General features: G+C 34.5%; 12 protein-coding genes. 7 read left to right on the top strand and 5 right to left on the bottom strand.

Annotation, left to right across the window (positions count from 1 at the left end; all coding sequences use genetic code 11):
• The first annotated feature begins 99 nt into the window (after positions 1-99).
• The 3 genes from MHH96_RS17005 to MHH96_RS17015 are packed head-to-tail and all read left to right on the top strand — an operon-like array spanning position 100 to position 4,978.
• A complete protein-coding gene (locus tag MHH96_RS17005) occupies positions 100-1,245 on the top strand; it encodes an exonuclease SbcCD subunit D (RefSeq protein WP_047943488.1) in 1,146 nt (381 codons plus the stop codon).
• Positions 1,242-4,382 (top strand): SMC family ATPase, encoded by a 3,141-nt coding sequence (locus tag MHH96_RS17010; protein ID WP_341117728.1) that lies wholly within the window; start codon positions 1,242-1,244, stop codon positions 4,380-4,382. The genes MHH96_RS17005 and MHH96_RS17010 overlap by 4 nt, the downstream gene beginning before the upstream one ends.
• 56 nt (positions 4,383-4,438) lie before the next feature.
• Positions 4,439-4,978, top strand: a complete 540-nt coding sequence (locus MHH96_RS17015; RefSeq protein WP_061798962.1) for a M15 family metallopeptidase — start codon at positions 4,439-4,441, stop codon at positions 4,976-4,978.
• A gap of 154 nt (positions 4,979-5,132) precedes the next feature.
• On the opposite strand, the gene MHH96_RS17020 is transcribed toward MHH96_RS17015, so the two are convergent.
• Positions 5,133-6,179, bottom strand: coding sequence for a M42 family metallopeptidase (locus tag MHH96_RS17020; protein WP_047943491.1), 1,047 nt, complete (start codon positions 6,177-6,179; stop codon positions 5,133-5,135).
• Positions 6,180-6,659: 480 nt separating this feature from the next.
• Here MHH96_RS17020 and MHH96_RS17025 point away from each other — a divergent pair, with 480 nt between their 5' ends.
• A complete protein-coding gene (locus MHH96_RS17025) occupies positions 6,660-8,621 on the top strand; it encodes an LTA synthase family protein (RefSeq protein WP_341117729.1) in 1,962 nt (653 codons plus the stop codon).
• A 463-nt stretch (positions 8,622-9,084) separates the two neighbouring features.
• Positions 9,085-11,403, top strand: coding sequence for an RNA polymerase recycling motor HelD (gene helD, locus MHH96_RS17030; RefSeq protein WP_095257353.1), 2,319 nt, complete (start codon positions 9,085-9,087; stop codon positions 11,401-11,403).
• Between the two features lie 114 nt (positions 11,404-11,517).
• Here the strand turns inward: helD and MHH96_RS17035 are convergent, their stop codons facing one another.
• Positions 11,518-12,897, bottom strand: coding sequence for a dipeptidase (locus MHH96_RS17035; protein WP_369989874.1), 1,380 nt, complete (start codon positions 12,895-12,897; stop codon positions 11,518-11,520).
• 162 nt (positions 12,898-13,059) lie between these two features.
• Here MHH96_RS17035 and MHH96_RS17040 point away from each other — a divergent pair, with 162 nt between their 5' ends.
• Positions 13,060-16,413: an SCO7613 C-terminal domain-containing membrane protein gene (locus MHH96_RS17040; RefSeq protein WP_341117730.1), complete on the top strand. Its 3,354-nt coding sequence runs from the start codon at positions 13,060-13,062 to the stop codon at positions 16,411-16,413.
• A gap of 116 nt (positions 16,414-16,529) precedes the next feature.
• Here MHH96_RS17040 and MHH96_RS17045 read toward each other — a convergent pair whose 3' ends face one another.
• From MHH96_RS17045 to MHH96_RS17055, 3 genes are all read right to left on the bottom strand, one after another.
• Positions 16,530-17,114, bottom strand: coding sequence for a class D sortase (locus MHH96_RS17045; RefSeq protein ID WP_328283666.1), 585 nt, complete (start codon positions 17,112-17,114; stop codon positions 16,530-16,532).
• Complete coding sequence (locus tag MHH96_RS17050; protein WP_179290007.1) at positions 17,104-18,045, bottom strand: processed acidic surface protein; 942 nt, start codon at positions 18,043-18,045, stop codon at positions 17,104-17,106. Before MHH96_RS17050 ends, MHH96_RS17045 begins: the two co-directional genes overlap by 11 nt.
• 473 nt (positions 18,046-18,518) lie before the next feature.
• A complete protein-coding gene (locus MHH96_RS17055) occupies positions 18,519-18,965 on the bottom strand; it encodes a GNAT family N-acetyltransferase (RefSeq protein ID WP_047943497.1) in 447 nt (148 codons plus the stop codon).
• A gap of 156 nt (positions 18,966-19,121) precedes the next feature.
• On the opposite strand from MHH96_RS17055, the gene pdxR reads away from it, so the two are divergent.
• Positions 19,122-20,516 carry a MocR-like pyridoxine biosynthesis transcription factor PdxR gene (gene pdxR, locus MHH96_RS17060; protein ID WP_061798936.1) on the top strand — a complete coding sequence of 465 codons (1,395 nt, stop codon included), beginning with the start codon at positions 19,122-19,124 and terminating at the stop codon, positions 20,514-20,516.
• Positions 20,517-20,520 lie beyond the last annotated feature (4 nt).

Here is a 20,520-nt window from a genome sequence, read left to right on the forward strand (position 1 = left end):
CTTTTCATAGTTTGTTATAATAAAAGAATATATTCTTTTATTTATAATGAATATACAAAAAAAGTGTAAGTAGTTTTTTCAAACATAGAGGTGAATGTGATGAAATTTATTCATACAGCCGATTGGCATTTAGGAAAATTAGTGCATGGTTTATACATGACAGAGGACCAAAGATTTATGCTAGCACAATTTATGGAACTAGTGGAGAAAGAAAAACCAGATGCAGTTATTATTGCTGGTGATTTATATGATCGCTCGATTCCTCCGACTGATGCAGTGAATCTATTGGATGAAGTATTATATTTTATTAATGTCGAGTTAAATACTCCGATTCTTGCTATTTCCGGTAATCATGATAGTGCAGAAAGATTATCTTTTGGTAGCTCTTGGTATCAGAAGAATCGTTTTTATTTAAACGGTAAAATAGAAAATAGCTTTATTCCGATTTCATTTTCGGGAGTGAATTTTTATTTAGTGCCATACTGTGAGCCAGTAGTGGTAAGAAAATTATTAGCGGACGATACTATCCTTAATCATCATGATGCTATGAAAGCAATCATCGGCAAGATTGAAAGTAATTTAAATGTAAATGAGCCAAATGTATTCATAGGGCATAGTTTTGTACTTGGCGGAAAAACAACAGATTCTGAGAGAATATTATCTGTAGGCGGATCTGGATGTGTCGGTGCGGAATTATTTGCGCCCTTCTCTTATACAGCATTGGGTCATTTACATAGTCCAGATGCTATTCATCATCCAACTGTAAAGTACTCAGGATCACTAATGAAATACTCTTTTTCCGAGGCAAATCAAAAGAAGTCAGTATCTATTATTGAAATAGATGAAAAAGGGAATTTCACACAAAATTATCAAACGCTTATGCCGAAAAGAGATATGCGAGAATTAGAAGGCCACTTAGAAGAATTGCTAGACGTTTCCTATTATCAGCAGCAAAAAGTAGATGATTATCTAAAAATTACATTACTTGATGAAGGGGCAATTCTTGATCCGATACAAAAATTACGACAAGTCTATCCGAATGTCCTTCATTTAGAAAGAAAAATAGAAAACAAAGACCGGAAAGAAAAGAGTATTTTACAAGTTCAAAAAGAAGTTCAAAAAAACGAACTAGAGTTATTTGCTTCTTTTTATGAAGAAATGACAACAGCTGATTTTACGCAAGAAAAACAGGAATGGATGACTTCGGTTATTAATCAGGTTCTAAGAGAGGAGGGTGCTAAATGAGACCGTTAAAGCTAACGATGCAAGCATTTGGACCATATGCACGAAAAGAAGTCATTGATTTTACTGTTTTAGGAAATCGTACTATGTTTGTTATTTCTGGAAAAACTGGATCTGGGAAAACAACGATTTTTGACGGAATTAGTTATGCGATATACGGGAAAGCAAGTGGAGAAGACCGCAATGGTCCAGAATTAAGAAGCCAGTTTGCTGAAGACTCCTTGTTAACAGAAGTCAGTTTTGAATTTAAGTTAAAAGAAAAGCGATATTTAATTACAAGATCACCTCAGCAAGAGAAGAAAAAGGAAAGAGGAGATGGATATACAACTATCGGTGCTAAGGCAGAATTATATACGTTTGATGCAGAGGGAAATGAACAACTTGTTGCCTCCTCTATCCGTGATGTCGATGAAAAAGTTAGGGAGATTATGCAAATTGACAGCAATCAGTTTCGGCAAATTCTCATGATCCCGCAAGGAGAATTTCGTAGATTACTTACTTCCGATAGCAAAGAAAAAGAAAATATATTACAGCGATTATTCCATACGGAAATGTATAAGCGGATTGAAGAGAAATTAAGGGAACAAGCACAAGCACTAAAAAAAGAAGTGGAACAAAAAGTCCTGTTACGTACTAATGCTTTATCGAAAATAACGGCAGTTTATCATCAGGATCTCATCACTCAATTGGAATCAGATCGAGAAAATGATGTGGCGATTCTTCCCCTGTTAGAACAGGAAATTGTATTAATGGGAGCAGAGATAGAAAAAATACAGAAAAAATTGGACCGAAAAAACAAAGAACGAGATAGTTTGAAGCAACATTTATATGAAGCGGAATCTATATTAAAACAAATAAAGCTTAAAGAAGAGCTTTCTGCTCGTTTAAATGAACTAAATAGTCAACAGAAGGAATATACAGAAAAAGAAAATAAAATTAATAAGGCGCAAAAAGCAGCACTTCTTGCCCAGCAGGAAGAAATTTGCCACCATTTAAAAAAACAAATCGATGACAGAAATTTGGAAGAGAAAACAATTCAATTCAACTTGGAAAAGCTTAATATTCAATTAACGGAGGCAGAAAAACAACTTAAACAAGAGGTTGACAAAGAAGTAGAACGTAAACAGTTAGCTGACTATCTTGTACATTTAAAAAATATGGAGAAGGATGTCTTTCGTTTCGCGGAAGTAGAAGGAAAACTAAGAACGATAAAAAAAGATTTAGATAGTATAGGTGACAAGGAAAAATTACTTCAAACTCAACGAAAAGAGAAAGAAGTAAGGATACAAAATATGAAAGAACGTTTAAAGCAGTTAGACGGGATAAAGGAAATGCTGCTAGAAAACAAAGACAAGCTTCGGAATTTACAATCTATTTTAGAGAAAATGAATGATTATTTAGAAGTACTTAATCGCGGGATGAGACAAAAGGCAGATGCAGAAGCAAAGAAAAAATTGCTAGATAATACATTAAGAAGAGTAGAAGATGCAAAAGGATTAGTAGAAGAGCTAGAAAAAAAATGGCTTATTAATCAATCATCTATTTTAGCGAGCAGCTTAAAGCAAGATGAGGCTTGTCCGGTATGTGGAAGTGTACATCATCCTGATCCGGCAATAAATAGGAATCAGAATGATAATGCGACGGAGGAAGACCGTAAGAATGCGAAAAAGGATTTTGAAGCAATAGAAAAGGAAAAAGCAAAAGCAGAAGCGGCTTGGCTTGAAGCAAATACGCAATGGAAATTATTAGCGGAAGATGCCCAAAATAAGCTAATGAAAGTGAAAGATGTTTACCCAGCTTTTACTAATGAAGAGAGTACGATAGCAGTAAATACGATTAAAAGCGAACTTCACAGAATTGAGACCGAACAGAAGAGACTTGAGGAACAATTGACAGAAAGAGATAAGATGGAACAATCTCTTGTTAGTGCTGAGCGCGAGTATCAGGAATTGCAATCTGAGCTTGAAAAAATTGCAGTAGCGATGCGAGATACTACTATCCAATATACGGAACATAATACGACATGGAAAAATATGAAAGATGTCATTCCAGCTGAACTGCGTGTTCTATCACAGTATAAAACAGTATGGAAGGAAAGTTCGCTTCAGTTAGAGAAGTTAGAAGCTCAATTTAAGTTAGCGCAAGAAAAAGTACAGATGACGAAAGAAAATTGGCAAAAAGAATCCGTTCGGTTTGAAAGCGTACAAAAACAAATCAAACAGCTAACTGATAGCTTGCAGACAGAAAGAGAGATTTTTTTAGAAAGCATGACAAAGCAAGGATTTCCAACCTATCGCTCTTATTCAGATAGTAAATTGTTGGAAAAGGAAGTGGAAAAGTTAAAAGCATCAGTCCAAGCTTACCGAGAAGAATGTCGGTCTGTTTCCGATCGATTAAGGGATTTAGAAGAGACGCTTAAAGATATTACCATTCCGAACACGGAAGATCTTCAAAACAAACTTAAGACAATTATTGAAGAAGCAGATAAATTGCAGGAAGAACATACAAATATGTTAATAAAGCAGAAAGAAAATAAAGAAATATATAATCAGGTGATTGCAATAAATCGACAAGTAAAGGATCTAGAAAATCAGTATAAACTTGTCGGCCACTTATATGATATTTCCCGAGGACAAAATGCTCAGCGAATTACTTTTGAACGCTATGTACTAGCTTCTTTCCTGGATGAAATATTGCTTCAAGCAAATAGCAGGTTAAATAAAATGACGAGCGGTCGATATCAGCTTGTCCGCAAGAGTGACCGATCAAAAGGAAATGTCCAAAGTGGTTTAGAGTTACTCGTATTTGACCAATATACTGGTCAAGAAAGACATGTAAAAACACTGTCAGGCGGAGAAAGTTTTAAAGCTTCACTAGCCCTAGCATTAGGATTGTGTGATGTTGTGCAAAACTTTGCTGGCGGTATTTCCCTTGAAACAATGTTTATTGACGAAGGTTTCGGTACATTAGACCCAGAATCCTTGGATCAAGCAATTGAAACATTGATGGACATTCAAAATTCAGGTCGATTAGTTGGGGTGATTTCCCATGTTCCAGAATTGAAAGATCGAATGGAAATCAGGCTCGAGGTAATCGCTGGGCAAACGGGAAGTACTACGCGATTTGAATATTTACGATAAAGAAATACATTTTGGTGTAAAACCTAATAATAACTTTTGAAGCTGGGAGCGGTATTTTGAGAAAAAAAAGAAAGAAGCATGGAAGAAGCTTATTTATTATATTGATTTTTTTCTCTATTCTTCTATTATATTGGAAATTAAACCAGCCTGATTATAGGGATGTTCCAATGCCTGTTGAATTAAACCCGGTTGTAAATGAGAAGAAGGATATTCTTGTTAAAAAAGCTGGTGATATTGGAATTCGGGTAGTTATCACAGAGGACTTCAGAAGTGTAGAGGAACAGGATCGCTTATATGAGCAGGGTAGAACGAGCGAAGGTTCTATTGTCACAAATGCAAAGGGGGGACAGTCATATCATAATTATGGACTAGCTATTGATTTTGCCCTTATGGATATTAATGGAGTTGTTATTTGGGATATGAAATATGATGGAAACGGTAATGGCAAAAGTGATTGGTCAGAAGTGGTAGAAATAGCAAAATCTTTAGGTTTTCAATGGGGTGGCGATTGGGCAAACTTTAAAGATTATCCCCATTTACAAATGGATTTTGGTTTAACAATAGAGGAATTGCAAAAAGGGAAAAGGCCTGAATAACAAAAAAGAGGGTGACTCATAATAAAAGATGTCATCCTCTTTTTTCTATTAAGAAACCACTATGTATGGATAGTTGCACTACTGCTGTCTATCTGGACGCCTTACAATCTCATAACGTGAACGTCTTACAGCCCATTGATAGTTGGATAGAAAATTAGACTAAATCACTTAACAGATAATGATAAATCAATTGACCTGTTGCCTTAATAGACGAAAAGTGAGTACGTTCGTATGCATGAGAGGAATCGATACCTGGTCCGATTAATGCATGTTTAATATCATGACCAGATCGTATTGCTGCAGATGCATCTGATCCATAATATGGATAAATATCTAGTTGATAGGGAACCTCGTGTTTTTCAGCTAATTGAACAAGATGTTTTCGCAAGGCATAATGATATGGTCCGCTACCATCTTTCACACAGATGGAGACAGTATATTCGTCTGTAGATTGTCCGTCTCCCATTGCTCCCATATCAACAGCCATATATTCGATTGTTTCGGTTGGAATATTGGAATTGCCTCCATAGCCAATTTCCTCATTATTGGAAAGAAGGAAATTAGTTGTATACGGAAGTTCGATATTATTCTCTGTCATTTTTTTCATTAGTAATAACAGAATTGCCACACTAGCTTTATCATCTAAATGCCTTGATTTAATGAATCCAGATGGGGTAATCTCCACACGTGGATAAAAAGAAACAAAATCGCCAACAGAAATGCCTAGTTTTTTTACATCTTCTTGGTTTTTTACGATTTCATCAATTCTAACTTCCATATTGGCTTGATTACGCTCAGCAGTTCTTGCTTCCTTATATACATGAACAGATGCTTGATGAAGGAGAATAGTGCCTGTATATGTCTTGCCAGAAGAAGTTTCAATTACACAATTTTCTCCTTCAATGCTGTTATACGTAAATCCGCCAATTAAATCTAAGCGAAGTCGACCATTTGCTTTAATTTCTTTTACCATAGCACCAAGTGTATCAACATGGGCAGTCAGCATCCGCTGCTTTTCTGAGATTTTGCCTGGAATAGTTGCAATTAATCCCCCTTTATTATTTCGATAAGTTGAAATATTTGCGCTATGTAAGTATTTTTCCATTAATTGAATAATGGTTTCTGTGTTACCTGAAGGACTTGTAACATTCAATATTTGCTCTAATAAATCGAAATACTCTTTTTGATTAATTTGTACCAAGTAGAATTCCTCCTTTTAATATCCTAATCATTATACTATTAATAATAGAAAGATTAAATATGCTTATCCGCTGTTTAACTGACTTAATCTTAGGGTAGTAAGAAAGAGTTGTGAGTATTTACCATTTTCTTTTTGTAAAAGAAATGTTAATATACATTCTTGTCGAAAAAACACAAAACATGTGCTTTTCTTTCTTTTTTTCGTATAAATATAGATATCGCTGGCAATATTCATTCATTTAATGTAAGATGGGGTTGATTTGAAATCCAATTAATGAAAATTTACATTAATAGGAAGAAAAAGAAATGACCATTATAAAAATGATGTGTTATAATGGATTACGTCATTTCATCATCTGCTACTTCATAAAGAGATGAACAAAAGGAAGAGCAGTATCATATGTAGATAAGGTAGCACTTATTAAGGGAAAATAAACATTATATTAAAAATTGTTAATTATTTGAATTGAGGTGAACGGGATTGAAAGGTACAGTAGAATTATTTCGCAAATTTTTAACAAAACATTCTTCTTTCTTTTTAATCGCCATAATTTTATTTTGGTTGAAAACGTATATTGGTTATAAGGTAGAGTTTAGCATTGGTGTCCAAGGGCCTATGCAGGAATTTCTACTATTTATTAATCCATTGAGCTCTGCGTTGCTCTTTATTGGACTTGCTTTATTTGTTAAAGGGAAAGCACAGCCTATTTATATTACGATAAATACGGCATTAATGTCAGCTTTATTATATGCAAACATAGTCTATTATCGCTTCTTTACTGACTTTATAACAGTTCCAGTAGTAATGCAGGTGAAAGTAAATGGTGGTCAATTAAGTGATAGTATTTTATCGTTACTTAAACCTTATGATATACTTTATTTCCTTGATGTTATTATTTTAATCGTATTACTTGCAACAAAAGCATATAAACCTACGATACAAAAAAATAGAAAAGCAGCAAAATCAGTTTTTGCACTAGCTATTTTGACATTTGTTATTAATTTAGGTTTAGCGGAGGCAGACCGCCCGCAATTATTAAGTCGTTCATTTGATAGAAACTATTTAGTGAAATATTTAGGTGCATATAACTTCACTATATATGATATCGTCCAAAATGCTCGTTCGGAAAGTCAAAGAGCATTGGCAGACAGCAGCGACATTACGGAAGTACAAAACTTTATTAGTGCTAATTATGCAGAACCAAATGACAAATACTTCGGAGTTGCAAAGGGCAAAAACGTTATTTACGTTTCATTAGAGTCCCTACAAAGCTTTATTATTAATTACAAATTAAATGGAGAAGAAGTAACACCATTTTTAAATTCACTCATTAAAGATGACAATACATTTTATTTTGATAATTTCTTCCACCAAACAGGACAAGGAAAAACATCTGATGCGGAATTTATGATGGAAAATTCTCTATACGGAATGTCCCAAGGAGCTGTTTTTGTAAACAAAGCGCAAAATACATTACAATCAGCACCAGCTATTCTAAAAGGGGAAGGTTATACATCCGCTGCATTTCATGGGAATTATAAAACATTCTGGAATCGTAATGAAATGTATAAAACGATTGGATATGATAAATTCTTTGACGCAGAGTATTATGATATGTCAGAAGAAAATACAAAAAACTATGGTATGAAGGATATACCGTTCTTTGAACAGAGTATGCCTCTGCTTGAAGGGTTAAAGCAACCATTCTATACAAAGTTCATTACGCTATCTAATCACCATCCATTTGAAATGGATGAGGGAGATACGGACTTCCCAGCAGGTGACTTTGGTGACAATGCTGTTAACCATTACTTCCAATCTGCTCATTATTTAGATGAATCAATCCGTTTATTCTTTAAAGAACTTAAAGAATCAGGATTATATGATAATTCAGTAATTGTTATGTATGGTGACCATTATGGAATTTCTGAAAATCATAATAAAGCAATGGCCCAAGTACTTGGTGAAGAGGAAATCACACCATTTATGAACACGCAGTTACAACGTGTACCATTATTTATTCATGTACCAGGTGTTGAAGGGAATGTCGTAAGCAAATACGGCGGCGAAGTAGATGTAATGCCAACGTTAATGCATCTTCTTGGTATTGATACAAAGGACTATTTACAAGTTGGTTCTGATTTACTTTCTGAGCAGCATCGTGAAACAGTTCCATTTAGAAACGGTGACTTTGTTTCTCCTACACTAACAAAAATAGGTGATAACTATTATGATGCTAACGGCGAGTTAGTGGATGCAGAAAAAGGAAAAGAACAATCGGAAGCAGCTGCTGCTGAACTACAAGCATCTGATAGCATTGTGATGAAGGATTTATTGCGATTCCATAAACCAGATGGATTTACCCCAATAAACCGTGAGGATTATAATTATATAAAAGGTAATACTAGTAAGACTGATTCAGAAGAATCACCGGAAGAATAAGCATTTAAAAAGTCTCTTTCCAGTATGTGGGAAGGGACTTTTTTATTGTTAATAAAATAGCGACATTTTATATTATTTTAGCTATATCTAGTTATCTGGCATTAGAGGAAGAAATATTTTCTTTATGCTGGAGAGGCTATTTATCATCATTCGGATTATGGCCTATCTAGATTTTGTGACCATGCAGGAGGTCATTTTCTCTCACTGTTTAAAAATGAGAGAAGGGATTAGGTTTCAATCAAAAAGAACATGGCAAAAATATAACTAAACACATAATAAATCCCATATCCGTAAAGGATATGGGATGTCTATTCTTATAATAATGGTAATTTGTTGATAGATATGTTAAAATAAATGAATCTGTTAGTGAATTCATTTTTAGAAAAGATTATATTATTTCTATATTAATGATATCACAAAATGATTCTGCTTGTCAAGATAATTGATTAGGGGTGGAGACACTATGAACAATAAAGAAGAACTAGAAAAAGACCAGGAACAAAAGCGAATAGATTTTGTTCGTCAACAAATTGAAGAGAAGCTAACAGTATTAGAAACTGATATTAACCATATTGGCGGTGATGTAAGCCAGCTGCGTTCTAGTTTCTGGGAAGATGTTACTGTAAACTTAGATGAACCAGATGATGTCATTGAAACATTTACAAGTATTAAGCAGCAAGCAGAGCTACTTGGTGAGCGTGAGCGAACATATGGACAGATCCATAAACAGCAAAAGGTTCTTCATAAATTAAAGGATTCTCCTTACTTTGGTAGGATAGATTTTAAGGAAGAGGGGGAGGAAACTGAACCGGTATATATTGGCATACGTTCGTTCATGGATAAAAAGAATGAAGAGTTTTACATATATGATTGGAGGGCGCCAATTTCTAGTGTTTATTATGATTATTCACCAGGACCAGCGTCTTATCAAACACCAGGTGGTAAAGTTGATGGGGAATTATTATTAAAAAGACAATTTATTATCCGTGATGGAAAGCTAATTAGCTTATTTGATACTGGTGTTACTATTGGAGATGAGTTATTACTAGAGGTGCTTGGTAATAATGCCAGCTCCATGATGAAATCAATTGTTGCTACTATCCAAAAGGAACAAAATCAAATTATTCGAAATGATAAAAGTAAATACTTGCTTGTCCAAGGAGTTGCTGGAAGTGGGAAAACTTCCGCTGCTTTGCAACGAGTTGCCTATTTATTATATAAACACCGAGATACATTAAAATCGGATAATATTATGCTATTTTCGCCCAACCCATTATTTAATAGTTATGTTTCCACTGTACTGCCAGAGCTGGGAGAAGAGAATATGCGTCAGTCCACCTTTTATGAGTATTTGCAATCAAGGATTGGCAAATCTTATCAAGTGGAAGACTCCTTTTCTCAATTAGAGTATTTGTTAACAGAAACAGACAAGGCAAAAAAAGCGCAAAGATTAATAAGTATTCAATATAAAAGTAGTGTTGCATTTAAAGAGCTAATCGATGAATATCTTCAACATCTTCAGAATGATGGGATTGTATTTAAGGATATTATGTTTCGGAAAAAAGTATTTATCTCTAGTGAAGAACTGACGAGGAAATTTTACGAAATGGATAGCACTATCACGATTCCCAATCGAATGCAATTATTAATTGAATGGGCACAAAAAGAAATGAAAAAACATGCTAAAGTAGAAAGAAAGCAGCCTTGGGTGGAGGAAGAAATTCAGCTGCTAGATAAAGAGGAATATTTAGAAGCATACCATGCATCTGAAATGAAAAATGGGAAAGAGCAAGAGTTTGCTTATTTCGAGGAAGAGGAAAAGTTTTTACGTAAGTTTATTGTAAATCGATATTTTAAATCAATTTATGCTTCCATAAAAAAAATGCGATTTATTGATATTGCATCAATCTACAAAAACATTTTTCATTTATCTTGTCCTAAAGAGTTAACAGAGAAAGAGTGGCAAACGATAGGAACACAAACGATTGCTAATCTCAATCGAAGCTTTCTGGCGTATGAAGATGGAACTCCTTTTGCCTACCTAAAAGATAAACTAGAAGGGAAAAAATCTACGTCTGGTATTCGCCAAGTATTTATTGATGAAGCACAAGACTATTCTGATTTCCAAATTAACTATTTGAAGGAACTATTTCCATATAGTAAAATGACTCTTTTAGGGGATATTAACCAAGCTATCTATGCGCATCATCACAATGAAATTGTTAGGAATGAAGAGAGCGGAGAAGTAGAACGAATAGAGTTAATGAAAAGTTATCGTTCAACAAAGGAAATAATAGAGTTTACAAGAGGCTTGACTGTAAATGGAGATTTAATTGAACCATTTAATCGCCATGGTGAAAAACCTACAGTCGTAAATGTGGCAAATGGGGATAAGAAAATAAAGGACATCCAAAAGCGAATGGAAGAGTGGAAGGAAAAAGGCCATAAAACAATTGCAATCATTTGCAAAACAATTGAAGAAAGTAAGGAAGTATATAAACGACTTAAAGCAAAAGTGGATGTTCGTTTTATTCAAAAAGGAACAACTTCTTATGAAAAAGGTGTATCTGTCATACCGGCCTATTTAGCAAAAGGAATTGAGTTTGATGGAGTTATCCTTTATAATGCTTCTAGTTATGAAGGCGAATTAGAGAAAGAATTATTTTACACAGCTTGTACAAGAGCAATGCATGAACTGACTATGTATATCGAAAACGGAAAACAAAATGAGTATTTTGAGAAAATAGACCATACAACCTACGAAGGGTTGGAAATTAATTAGCTAAATTGGTAGTTTAAATAAAGCAGCTCCCATTATCCATGCTAGTGGAGGATTATCCTTTAAAAAAGCAAGGGGATGGGAGCTGTTTTGATATTTAGTGTTAGTTCGCTATTTTCACCACACCTCTGCCAGATCGAACCAGTAATGACAGATTGTTTCTAATCCTTTGTCATAGTTTTTGAGATGAAAATGTTCATTTGGAGCATGGAAGTTTTCATCTGGTAAGCCGAATCCCATTAAGACAACTGGTAAATGTAAAATTTGATCAAAAGCTGCTACGATAGGAATAGATCCTCCGCCTCGTGTATAGGAAGTAGGTACTTTATATACTTTTTCATACGCTCTTCCAGCGGCCTGAATAGCTTTGTGATCAAAGGGAGTAACATAGGGATTGCCTTTGTCAAATAATTGAACTGTTACATCCACTCCTTTTGGCTTATGCTTTTCAATATGTTTCTTTAATAAAGCAACGATTTCATCTGGATCTTGCGCTGGAACTAGTCTACATGTTATTTTTGCACTCGCTTCAGAAGGGATAACTGTTTTGACGCCAGTTCCTTGAAATCCACCTTTAATTCCATTTATCTCAAGGGTTGGGCGTACCCAAAGTCTTTCTAAAGTAGTGAACTCTGTTTCTCCAAATAGGGAAGGAGAGCCGGTTTGTTCGATAATTGATTCATCTGTGATTTCCAATGCTGCAAAAGCATCTTTTTCCTCCTTTGTTAAAGAAATTACCCGATCATAAAAGCCTTCCACAGAAATGACTCCATTTTCGTCATGAAAACTTGCTAAGAGGTGGCTTAAAGCAGTAATAGGATTGTGAATTGCTCCTCCAAATAACCCAGAATGCAGATCGCTTTTCGGGCCTTTCACATGGATTTCCATCCCGCATAATCCTCTTAAACCATAGCAAATCGTTGGTTTTCCTTCTTCCATCATCCCTGTATCTGAAATAACGATGACATCGGCACTTAATAACTTCTTATTTGCTTCTACAAAAGACGGCAAAGCTGGACTGCCAATTTCCTCTTCTCCTTCGATGCAGAATTTAATATTTACTGGTAAAGAACCTGTCGTTTTAAGAATTGCTTCGATTGCTTTAATATGCATAAAAACTTGGCCTTTATCATCACTGGCTCCTCTAGCATAAAGCTTTTCGTTGCGAATTTCAGGTGCGAAAGGAGGAGATTCCCATAATTCAAGGGGATCAACTGGCTGAACATCATAATGTCCATACACCAATACGGTCGGCTTCCCTTCCTCATGCAGCCAATCTGCATAAACGACAGGATTGCCGCTTGTTTGATGAATGGCAGCATTCTCTAATCCAGCTTTTGTTAAAGCGTTCACTAACCATTCTGCGGTTCTATCTATATCTTTTTTATGTTCTGGAAGGGCACTAATACTTTCTAATGATAAAAAGGAAAATAATTCCTCTAAGTGGTCTTTTCTTTTTTCTTTTAAATATTGTTGAATAACATCCATTCTATCCATTCCTCCAATTATTTCGATATGGAAAATAAATTCGCTTATATAAGAAGAATATCCTCTTTTTTTGAAAATAAAATATATTGAAAAATAAATAACTTCGTTGTAAAATTACACTATTAGTTTAAAAGGTATGAAACGCATGTGTTTATAGAAAGGATGCATACAATGCAAAAAAATATGATTATTTTTTTTAATCGGATGGTAGAATCATTGTATTCGAAGGAATATATAACAGAAACAAGTTATACCGATATTAAGTCTGGTTTCCAAAAGTATTTAGAGGACGAGGCGATAAAAGAAAATGGAGAAAAAGAAGAAAAAGTAAAAGTAAAAGTAATGGAGAAAAAAGAAAAGAAAAAGCAGCCTTCCATACAAAAGAAACAACATACTCCAGAACAGCTGCGCGAACGAAATATAGGGGTGTTACTTTATTTAGGAGTTTTTCTATTATTAATAGGTGGATTAGTGGTTGCAACTAGTAATTGGGACTCTATGCCCGGTTGGTTGAAGGCAGTATCTATTTTCTTTGTTTCGATCTTATTTTTTGGTTTTGCCATGTTATCGAAAAAAATAATAAAGATCGACCATACAGCCTTTGCTTTCTTTCTCCTGGGGAGTCTTTTTCTTCCAATAGGATTTTTGTCAATAAGCTTTTTTCAGCTAGCAGGGGACTATCTTTCTATGTATGGCAAGGGACGTTTCTTATTAGGAGTAATAGCTGGTTTCGTATTATTCCCTATATATGCAGCTCTAGCGATTTATTTAAAGTCCCGTCTTTATAAAATACTAACGATTGGGACCATCACTGGAACGATTGCCTTTCTGCTTGCTTTTTTACCATTAGCACTAGATGGATTCTTCTTCTTTATGATCATCTATCAATTTATAACCATCTATGTTTTATTAAAGTATCAGCACATGAAATGGATTCAATATTTTCAGAAGGAACTCACACCCATTGTTCAAGTTCAATTAATCTTAACTGCTTTATTTATGACTTTTTTGTTTGAGAGCAGTGTGATAAATGGCTTTTACTATTTGATAATCAGCAGTCTATTTATGATGACCGTAGCATTAACGAAACGAAAGCATGATCATTTTTACATAACTATCGCTATAGCCTTTGGGCTTTATCGAATTTTTACCTATCCAATTCTAGAAGACTTATTGCCAATAGCCTTTGCTTGCTTTAGTATTTTCCTTCTTTCTTTTGTTTTTATCTTAAAAGGAAAGATAGAGTGGGGGAAAGTTTGGGAGTTTACAAGCTTTGTCATTGCTTTAGCTACATTTTTCGTAACCATTCTTTTTTATTGGGAACTGTTTCTCGCTGGAAGTTTGTATTTAGTGTTTGCGTATCTCTTACTGGCTGTAGAATTCATCCTTTTAGCAAAAAGGCTGACATATGTAATTATTCGTTATTTGCCAGTTCTCTTTATCAACCTGGCGTTATGGAATGCTGCTCTGTTAATTCCATTAATAAAAGATCCCGACAGTTTTTTCCTTGTTAGCTACGGGATTAATATAGGGCTTTTATTTTTGTTAGGTATTTTTAATAAATGGCATCCATTACAGGATATTAGAAAGCCATCTGCCATTTATAATATTGCCTGGATGGTACTAATAGCCTTTTTATCAACAGCAATCTTTTTAGGGAAATGGTATATACCTTTTATGATAGCAGGAATTGCCCTAAGTCTATATAGCGGCAGTCGTTTCATAAAAAATAAAACGCAGCAGCAACTTCTTTCCTATATAATTCCGTTTACTGTTTTTGGTGTTTATTTTACAACAGCAGAATCCTTCCGTTTTATCCAAGAGCAAGGCCATCCATTGTCGATTGCATTAGGAAGTGTCTTTACCATCTTAACAGGTAATTTATATGAAAAAGCGGATAAGAATATGGGAAGAAACGGCTATTTCATTGGGCAAATCATGTACGGATTTGGGTTGCTATTAATTTTGGAATATTTCACACTAAATAAATGGGTGACTACTGGTATATATTTAGCATCAATTATTATTTTTTATGATTTGTATCGAAAAATAAAAAATATCCTTATTGCCTGGTTAATTGGGATCGTTAGTTTGATTAGCTATTTCAGTCTTGTAGGTTCTATTTGGAACACAGATACACTTTCTTTTGAACTACTTATGAAGTATGGCTGGATGGGTATGTTTATGATGGGTTTAGGATTAAAAAACACATCTTTCAAGCTTCCATTTCTCACGATTTCCCATATTTATATTCTCGGAAGTATTATCATTGATCGGTTAATGATAGAAAATGATTCCTTTCTTCCGTTTATCTATTTATTTATTGCTTATAGTATAAGTGTCTATTTAGTTGCTAATAAATATGTGAAAATGGTATTTCGATATGGGAGCTATCTATCTAGTTATTTCTTTTTAGCGGCCGCTCTTCCTTTTGGCTTTGCAGGAGGGAACGCTTATAGTCTCGCATTTATGGTAATGTCGATGGCGTTATTCGGGATATATTTTCTGAAAAAAGAAAAGAAAGAACTTGTTTTCTTTTTCTTACCATTTAGTTCAGTTGGGATAATATATTGGATGTTTGCCTCACCTTTTACCATTATTACTTACATCGTCATCCTTCTATATATTGTACTCCTGCTACTTGTTATCCATCTAGAAAAACTATATCTTGTCTCGTTTATAGGAATAGTTTTCCTATTTATGAATAATGAAGTATTCATGCATGACTTTCTGCCAATCGACCGGTATCTTTTTACGCTGGTTTGGGGTCTTATATTTATGCTTATGAGCACTATTGTATATCCAGTCATTACAAAGTGGCAGGAAGAAGGAGAAAAGTGGATTGATTTTTATTTCCTAGCAAGTTTTCTTACCATTTTCTCTTTATACGCAATAGAAACAAATTTAAAGTGGGATATTGTTATTCCGGGAGTGTTACTCGCATTGCTAGTTTTTATCCAGAAAAATAGGGTGGGGAAAGAAATTCAATGGGTACCTCAACTTATCGGCTTGGTTACACTCATGTTGCCATATTATTCTATGCTATCAATTATTTCTATCCAGAAATATATCGAGACAGAGCTAAAGGTGTTACCAGTACTTGTCGTTATGGTTGCCGCAAAGAAAATCGTCAAGCATGCGTCGGGACTATTAAGGAAGATTGAATGGGGTGTCGTAACCATTTCGGCCTTGCTTTTAGCGATGGATGGCTATCTTTCTCATACTATCTATGATGCCATCATTTTGGGTGTGCTTGCAGTAATATCCATTTTATCAGGATTTTATTTCCGCTATAAATCTTATTTCTTTGTTGGCATTGGTGTATTAATATTAAATGTATTATTGCAAACTAGACCATATTGGGGTAATTTTCCTTGGTGGGTATATTTATTAATTGCTGGAACAATTCTAATTACAATTGCAAGTATGTATGAAATGCAAAAGCAAGGAAAACAACCAAAAATATTTACAAAAATCCTTTTATGGAAAAATAGAATAAGGGTGTTTTTAAAGACTTGGAAATAGCCTGGAATTTCCGCATGATCACACGAAGGTTCACTTTAACCTTCGTGTGATTTGTTTGGGATATAATAAGCTTGTGGTACATTCATATGTAAAAATCGCTCTAACCAGTTTGAGAATTATTCGGATCGATTATTTTTTCCTAATTCTTCTGAATGTATTAACGCAGCAGTTACTACATATCTTTTTGGTGCATGTCCTATAAAGGAGAAGGGATAACAGGTAGTTAGTGTAAGGACAGCTCTTGATTTAGGAGTAAGAATGGTTCGGTCATTAGGTGAGACAATGGAGAATTTCGTAATTTTATATTCATATTCTTTTTCCATTGTTTGGATTATAAGGGAATCATTCTTTTTTAAATCTCTCAGGAAACGGAAAAAGGTGTCGCGATGTCCTGACAATACAACATTGTTGTTTTCACCGGGTAAGGCACTCTTTGGATAATGACCTGCTCCCTCAGTTAAAACCTCAGCACTTACCCCTTCATAAATAGGAATCGTTTTCTCTAATTTCGGCATGAGGATGACTCCCATTTTTTCTCCTTCTTTTAAAAATTGAGTTGGAGAGAAAACTACATGACTATCTTTAGCAAGGAACGGTTGTTTTGTAATAGTTTCCACTTTTAAATAACAAGACAAAGTATAGAGAATCATTCCCAATCCTATCAAGATAGAGAGAATCCCCATTTTTTTTCTAATTTTCATAGGGAGCTTTCCTAAATGTTATCAACAACCCTAGTAATACTAGCATATAACCGATGCAAAGGATAATAGGAAGAGAAGATGCTGTATTAGGAAGCTGAGCAGCATATAAATTGGCTAAACCTTCTGTCACTTCCGTCAATTCAACCACTTTGTCGATAACATCTACAGAAGCAACCAAATCAGATGTCACAACTGCATCCCCAATTAAAAATTGCTCATGATCGTATAATTCAATCGCCACCGTCGCATCCATCTGTTTATGATTTAGATCATTCAAGGAAAGTTCGTTTCTTTTTCCGTTATCGTCTATGCTAATAATGACTGGCTTTAAAGAGGTTGCTGTAAAAAAATCTTTCCAAAAATCCGTTAATGCCTGGTTTCTTTCTGCGCTTATTTCACTTTCTTGGTCCATAGCTTGAAAAGTTGATAATTGCTGTTTCCAATCCTCCACTTTTGCAGCTAAAAAAGCAGGGTCCAATTTATTTAGATGCCCATAAAATTGTTGTTTTTCCTTATCATCAAAGCCAATATTCTCGAGAAATTTTTCTAATTGCAGCATCTTATCTTCATGGTTTTTATAAAAATCAATCGCTACTTCTAAGTCTTCTAAAAACCAGAAATCTTCTATACTTTCATGAAATCCCGCCAATAAAATATCTAATTCTTCCTGTGTCATCGAATTTTGTACAAGTAATTTATTGAGATTAGACGGCGTGATTGGGGTTCCAAGTTGTTTTTTTAAAACACGTATATTATCAAAATCACTTATTTTTAATCCTTTAAATGATAAATATTCTTCTAAGTCTTCCGTTGTCCATCCCAAATTATCGGCTAAGCTCTCAACCTCCTTTTCACTTGGAGATGCGGCAACAGGCGATGCTTGAAGAGATAAACCACAAAAAAGAAAAAAAGTAAAAAGTACTTTTTTCATTAGACAAACCTCCACCATCATTATATTGGTATTGTTTGTTAATTTATGAAAAAAATACGTGAATATTAAAAGAGATTTTGGAAATTAGGACGATTTTTTTTAGTGGTGCAAGATTATTGGACAAAAGGGGGAGGATTCTGGACAAAACCGGAAAATATCAGCCAAAGTGGGTAGGAAATCAGCCAAAGTAAAAAAATATCAGCCAAAGTAGGTAGGGAATCAGCCAAAGTAAAAAAATATCAGCCAAAGTGGGGAAGAAATCAGCCAAAGTAAAAAAATATCAACCAAAGTGGGTAGGGAATCAGCCAAAATAAAAGAATATCAGCCAAAGTGGGTAGGGAATCAGCCAAAGCAGAAAAATATCAGCCAAAGTGGGGATGAATCAGCCAAACTACAACTAATAGAAATGCAGAAACCTGGTTAGACAGCTTCTGCATAAAATAATTATTAGACTAAAGTAAACGGAAGAACGGTTAATTATTCAAATTTAACTCGTAATGAAAAAATTTCGTATCTTTTTTATAGCCATTCTTCTCATATAATCTTTGCGCAGATAAATTATCTATAGCTGTACTAAGACTTAGACTCTTGGCTCCGCTATTCTTTGCGTATTCTTTTACTTGTTGTAATAACATTTCTCCGATTCCTTTTTTTCTTGCTCTTTTTTCAACATATAAATCATTTAATATCCACGTTCTTTTCATCGATAAAGAGGAATAGCTAGGATAAAGTTGAGTAAAACCTATGTAATCATCACCGTCTTGAACAACGAAGATTACAGATTCGTTGTTTTCGATTCGTTCCTTTATATAACTTGCTGCACTCACGATATCATCTTCTCGTTTATAAAACATGCGATATTCATTAAATAAGCGAGCTACTTCTCCGATGTCTTTCTTTGTTGCTTGGAATATGTTCATTTTGCTCCTACCTCCACCAAAAATAATTGTCGCACTACAAAATCATTCCCTTCCATTTCTTGTTCCTTCATTTTAAAATGAAATGAGTATATTACATAGGCACAGTTTACAGAAATTTTAAGGGTACAAAACGGAGAGAAAAAGGAGAATTAGGGTATGAATATGGCTATTCATTTGCATAAAGAAAGTACAGAGCCAGTATATATGCAATTATATAATTATTTTAAAGCGGAAATTTTAACAGGGAAGATAGAAGCGGGCACAAAATTGCCATCCATTCGATATTTAGCAAGTTATTTGTACATAAGTAAAAATACTGTTATTGATGCATACCAGCAATTATGGCTGGAAGGGTATGTGGAAAGTAAAGAGAAAAGTGGGTATACGGTTGTTTCCTTACCTAGTTATGAATATAAAAATGAACAAAACCAATGGAACCATAAAAATAGTTTAAAGCAAACAGGACAGTATTCCGTTGATTTTCATTATGGGGATATTGATCAGACTAATTTTCCAACAAATGCTTGGAAAAAGACCCTGAAAGAAATAATGGAGGACAAGCAAAATGGGTGGATGAATTATGGAGATAAGCAGGGAGAATTAGAATTAAGAGAAGAAGTGGCAGGATACTTATACAGGTCACGTGGAATTCAGACGACAGCAGATCAGCTTGTTATTACAGCAGGCACGGAGCAGCTAATCCAAGTTGTATTATCACTTTTAAATGATTGCCCATTACATATAGGGATGGAGGAGCCAGGTTATAATGATGTGCGCAATGTATTCCAGGAAAAAGGGCTTTCTATATCTTCTATTCCAGTATCAGAAACAGATGGACATGACTTATCTTCTTTATTAAATAGTTCTTGTAATTTGGTCTATATTACCCCTTCCCATCAGTTTCCAACCGGGAAAATTATGCCTATTTCAAAGCGGATTGAGCTATTAGAGTGGGCAGAAAGGGAGAACGGGTATATAGTAGAAGATGATTATGACAGCGAATTTCGTTTTCAAGGTTCGCCAATTCCAAGTATGAAAGCAATTGACCAGCATGATCGAGTAATATATATGGGGACTTTTTCTAAATCATTCTTACCATCATTAAGAATAAGCTATATGGTATTACCTAATGTTTTACTAGAAAAATGGAAAAAGAAAAGGTATAACGAGACTCAACCGTGCTCTCCGCTATTACAGCAAGCTTTAGGAAAATTTATCCAAAAGGGAGAATTTGAACGGCATATTAAGCGTATGAGAAAAGTATATGAAAGAAAATATACCTTTTTGATTCAATGTATCAAGCGGTATATGGGAAATAAGGTGGAAATAATTGGTGAAAAAGCAGGTTTACATTTACTTATTCGTATAGCTTTGAAAAATGAAGCTATCCTGCTATCAGAAGCAGAAAAAATAGGGATTAACGTTTATTCCACAAAACCATATTTTGCCGAGGAAAGGGCGAGTTACCCTCTGTTATTAGGGTTTGGAGGATTAAAAGAAAAGGAAATAGAAGAAGGAATCATAAACCTAGCAGACGCATGGTTTATGTAGAGGA

The sequence above is a fragment of the Niallia sp. FSL K6-0212 genome, from assembly GCF_038007605.1.
GTDB lineage: Bacteria > Bacillota > Bacilli > Bacillales > Cytobacillaceae > Niallia > Niallia circulans.

Bases quoted from the DNA above. Each gene is read 5' to 3' on its own strand.
- MHH96_RS17050 (WP_179290007.1), bottom strand. From the start codon at position 18,045: ATGAAAAAAGTACTTTTTACTTTTTTTCTTTTTTGTGGTTTATCTCTT.
- MHH96_RS17045 (WP_328283666.1), bottom strand. From the start codon at position 17,114: ATGAAAATTAGAAAAAAAATGGGGATTCTCTCTATCTTGATAGGATTG.
- MHH96_RS17035 (WP_369989874.1), bottom strand. From the start codon at position 12,897: ATGGATAGAATGGATGTTATTCAACAATATTTAAAAGAAAAAAGAAAA.
- helD (WP_095257353.1), top strand. From the start codon at position 9,085: ATGAACAATAAAGAAGAACTAGAAAAAGACCAGGAACAAAAGCGAATA.
- MHH96_RS17040 (WP_341117730.1), top strand. From the start codon at position 13,060: ATGCAAAAAAATATGATTATTTTTTTTAATCGGATGGTAGAATCATTG.
- MHH96_RS17055 (WP_047943497.1), bottom strand. From the start codon at position 18,965: ATGAACATATTCCAAGCAACAAAGAAAGACATCGGAGAAGTAGCTCGC.
- pdxR (WP_061798936.1), top strand. From the start codon at position 19,122: ATGAATATGGCTATTCATTTGCATAAAGAAAGTACAGAGCCAGTATAT.
- MHH96_RS17010 (WP_341117728.1), top strand. From the start codon at position 1,242: ATGAGACCGTTAAAGCTAACGATGCAAGCATTTGGACCATATGCACGA.
- MHH96_RS17005 (WP_047943488.1), top strand. From the start codon at position 100: ATGAAATTTATTCATACAGCCGATTGGCATTTAGGAAAATTAGTGCAT.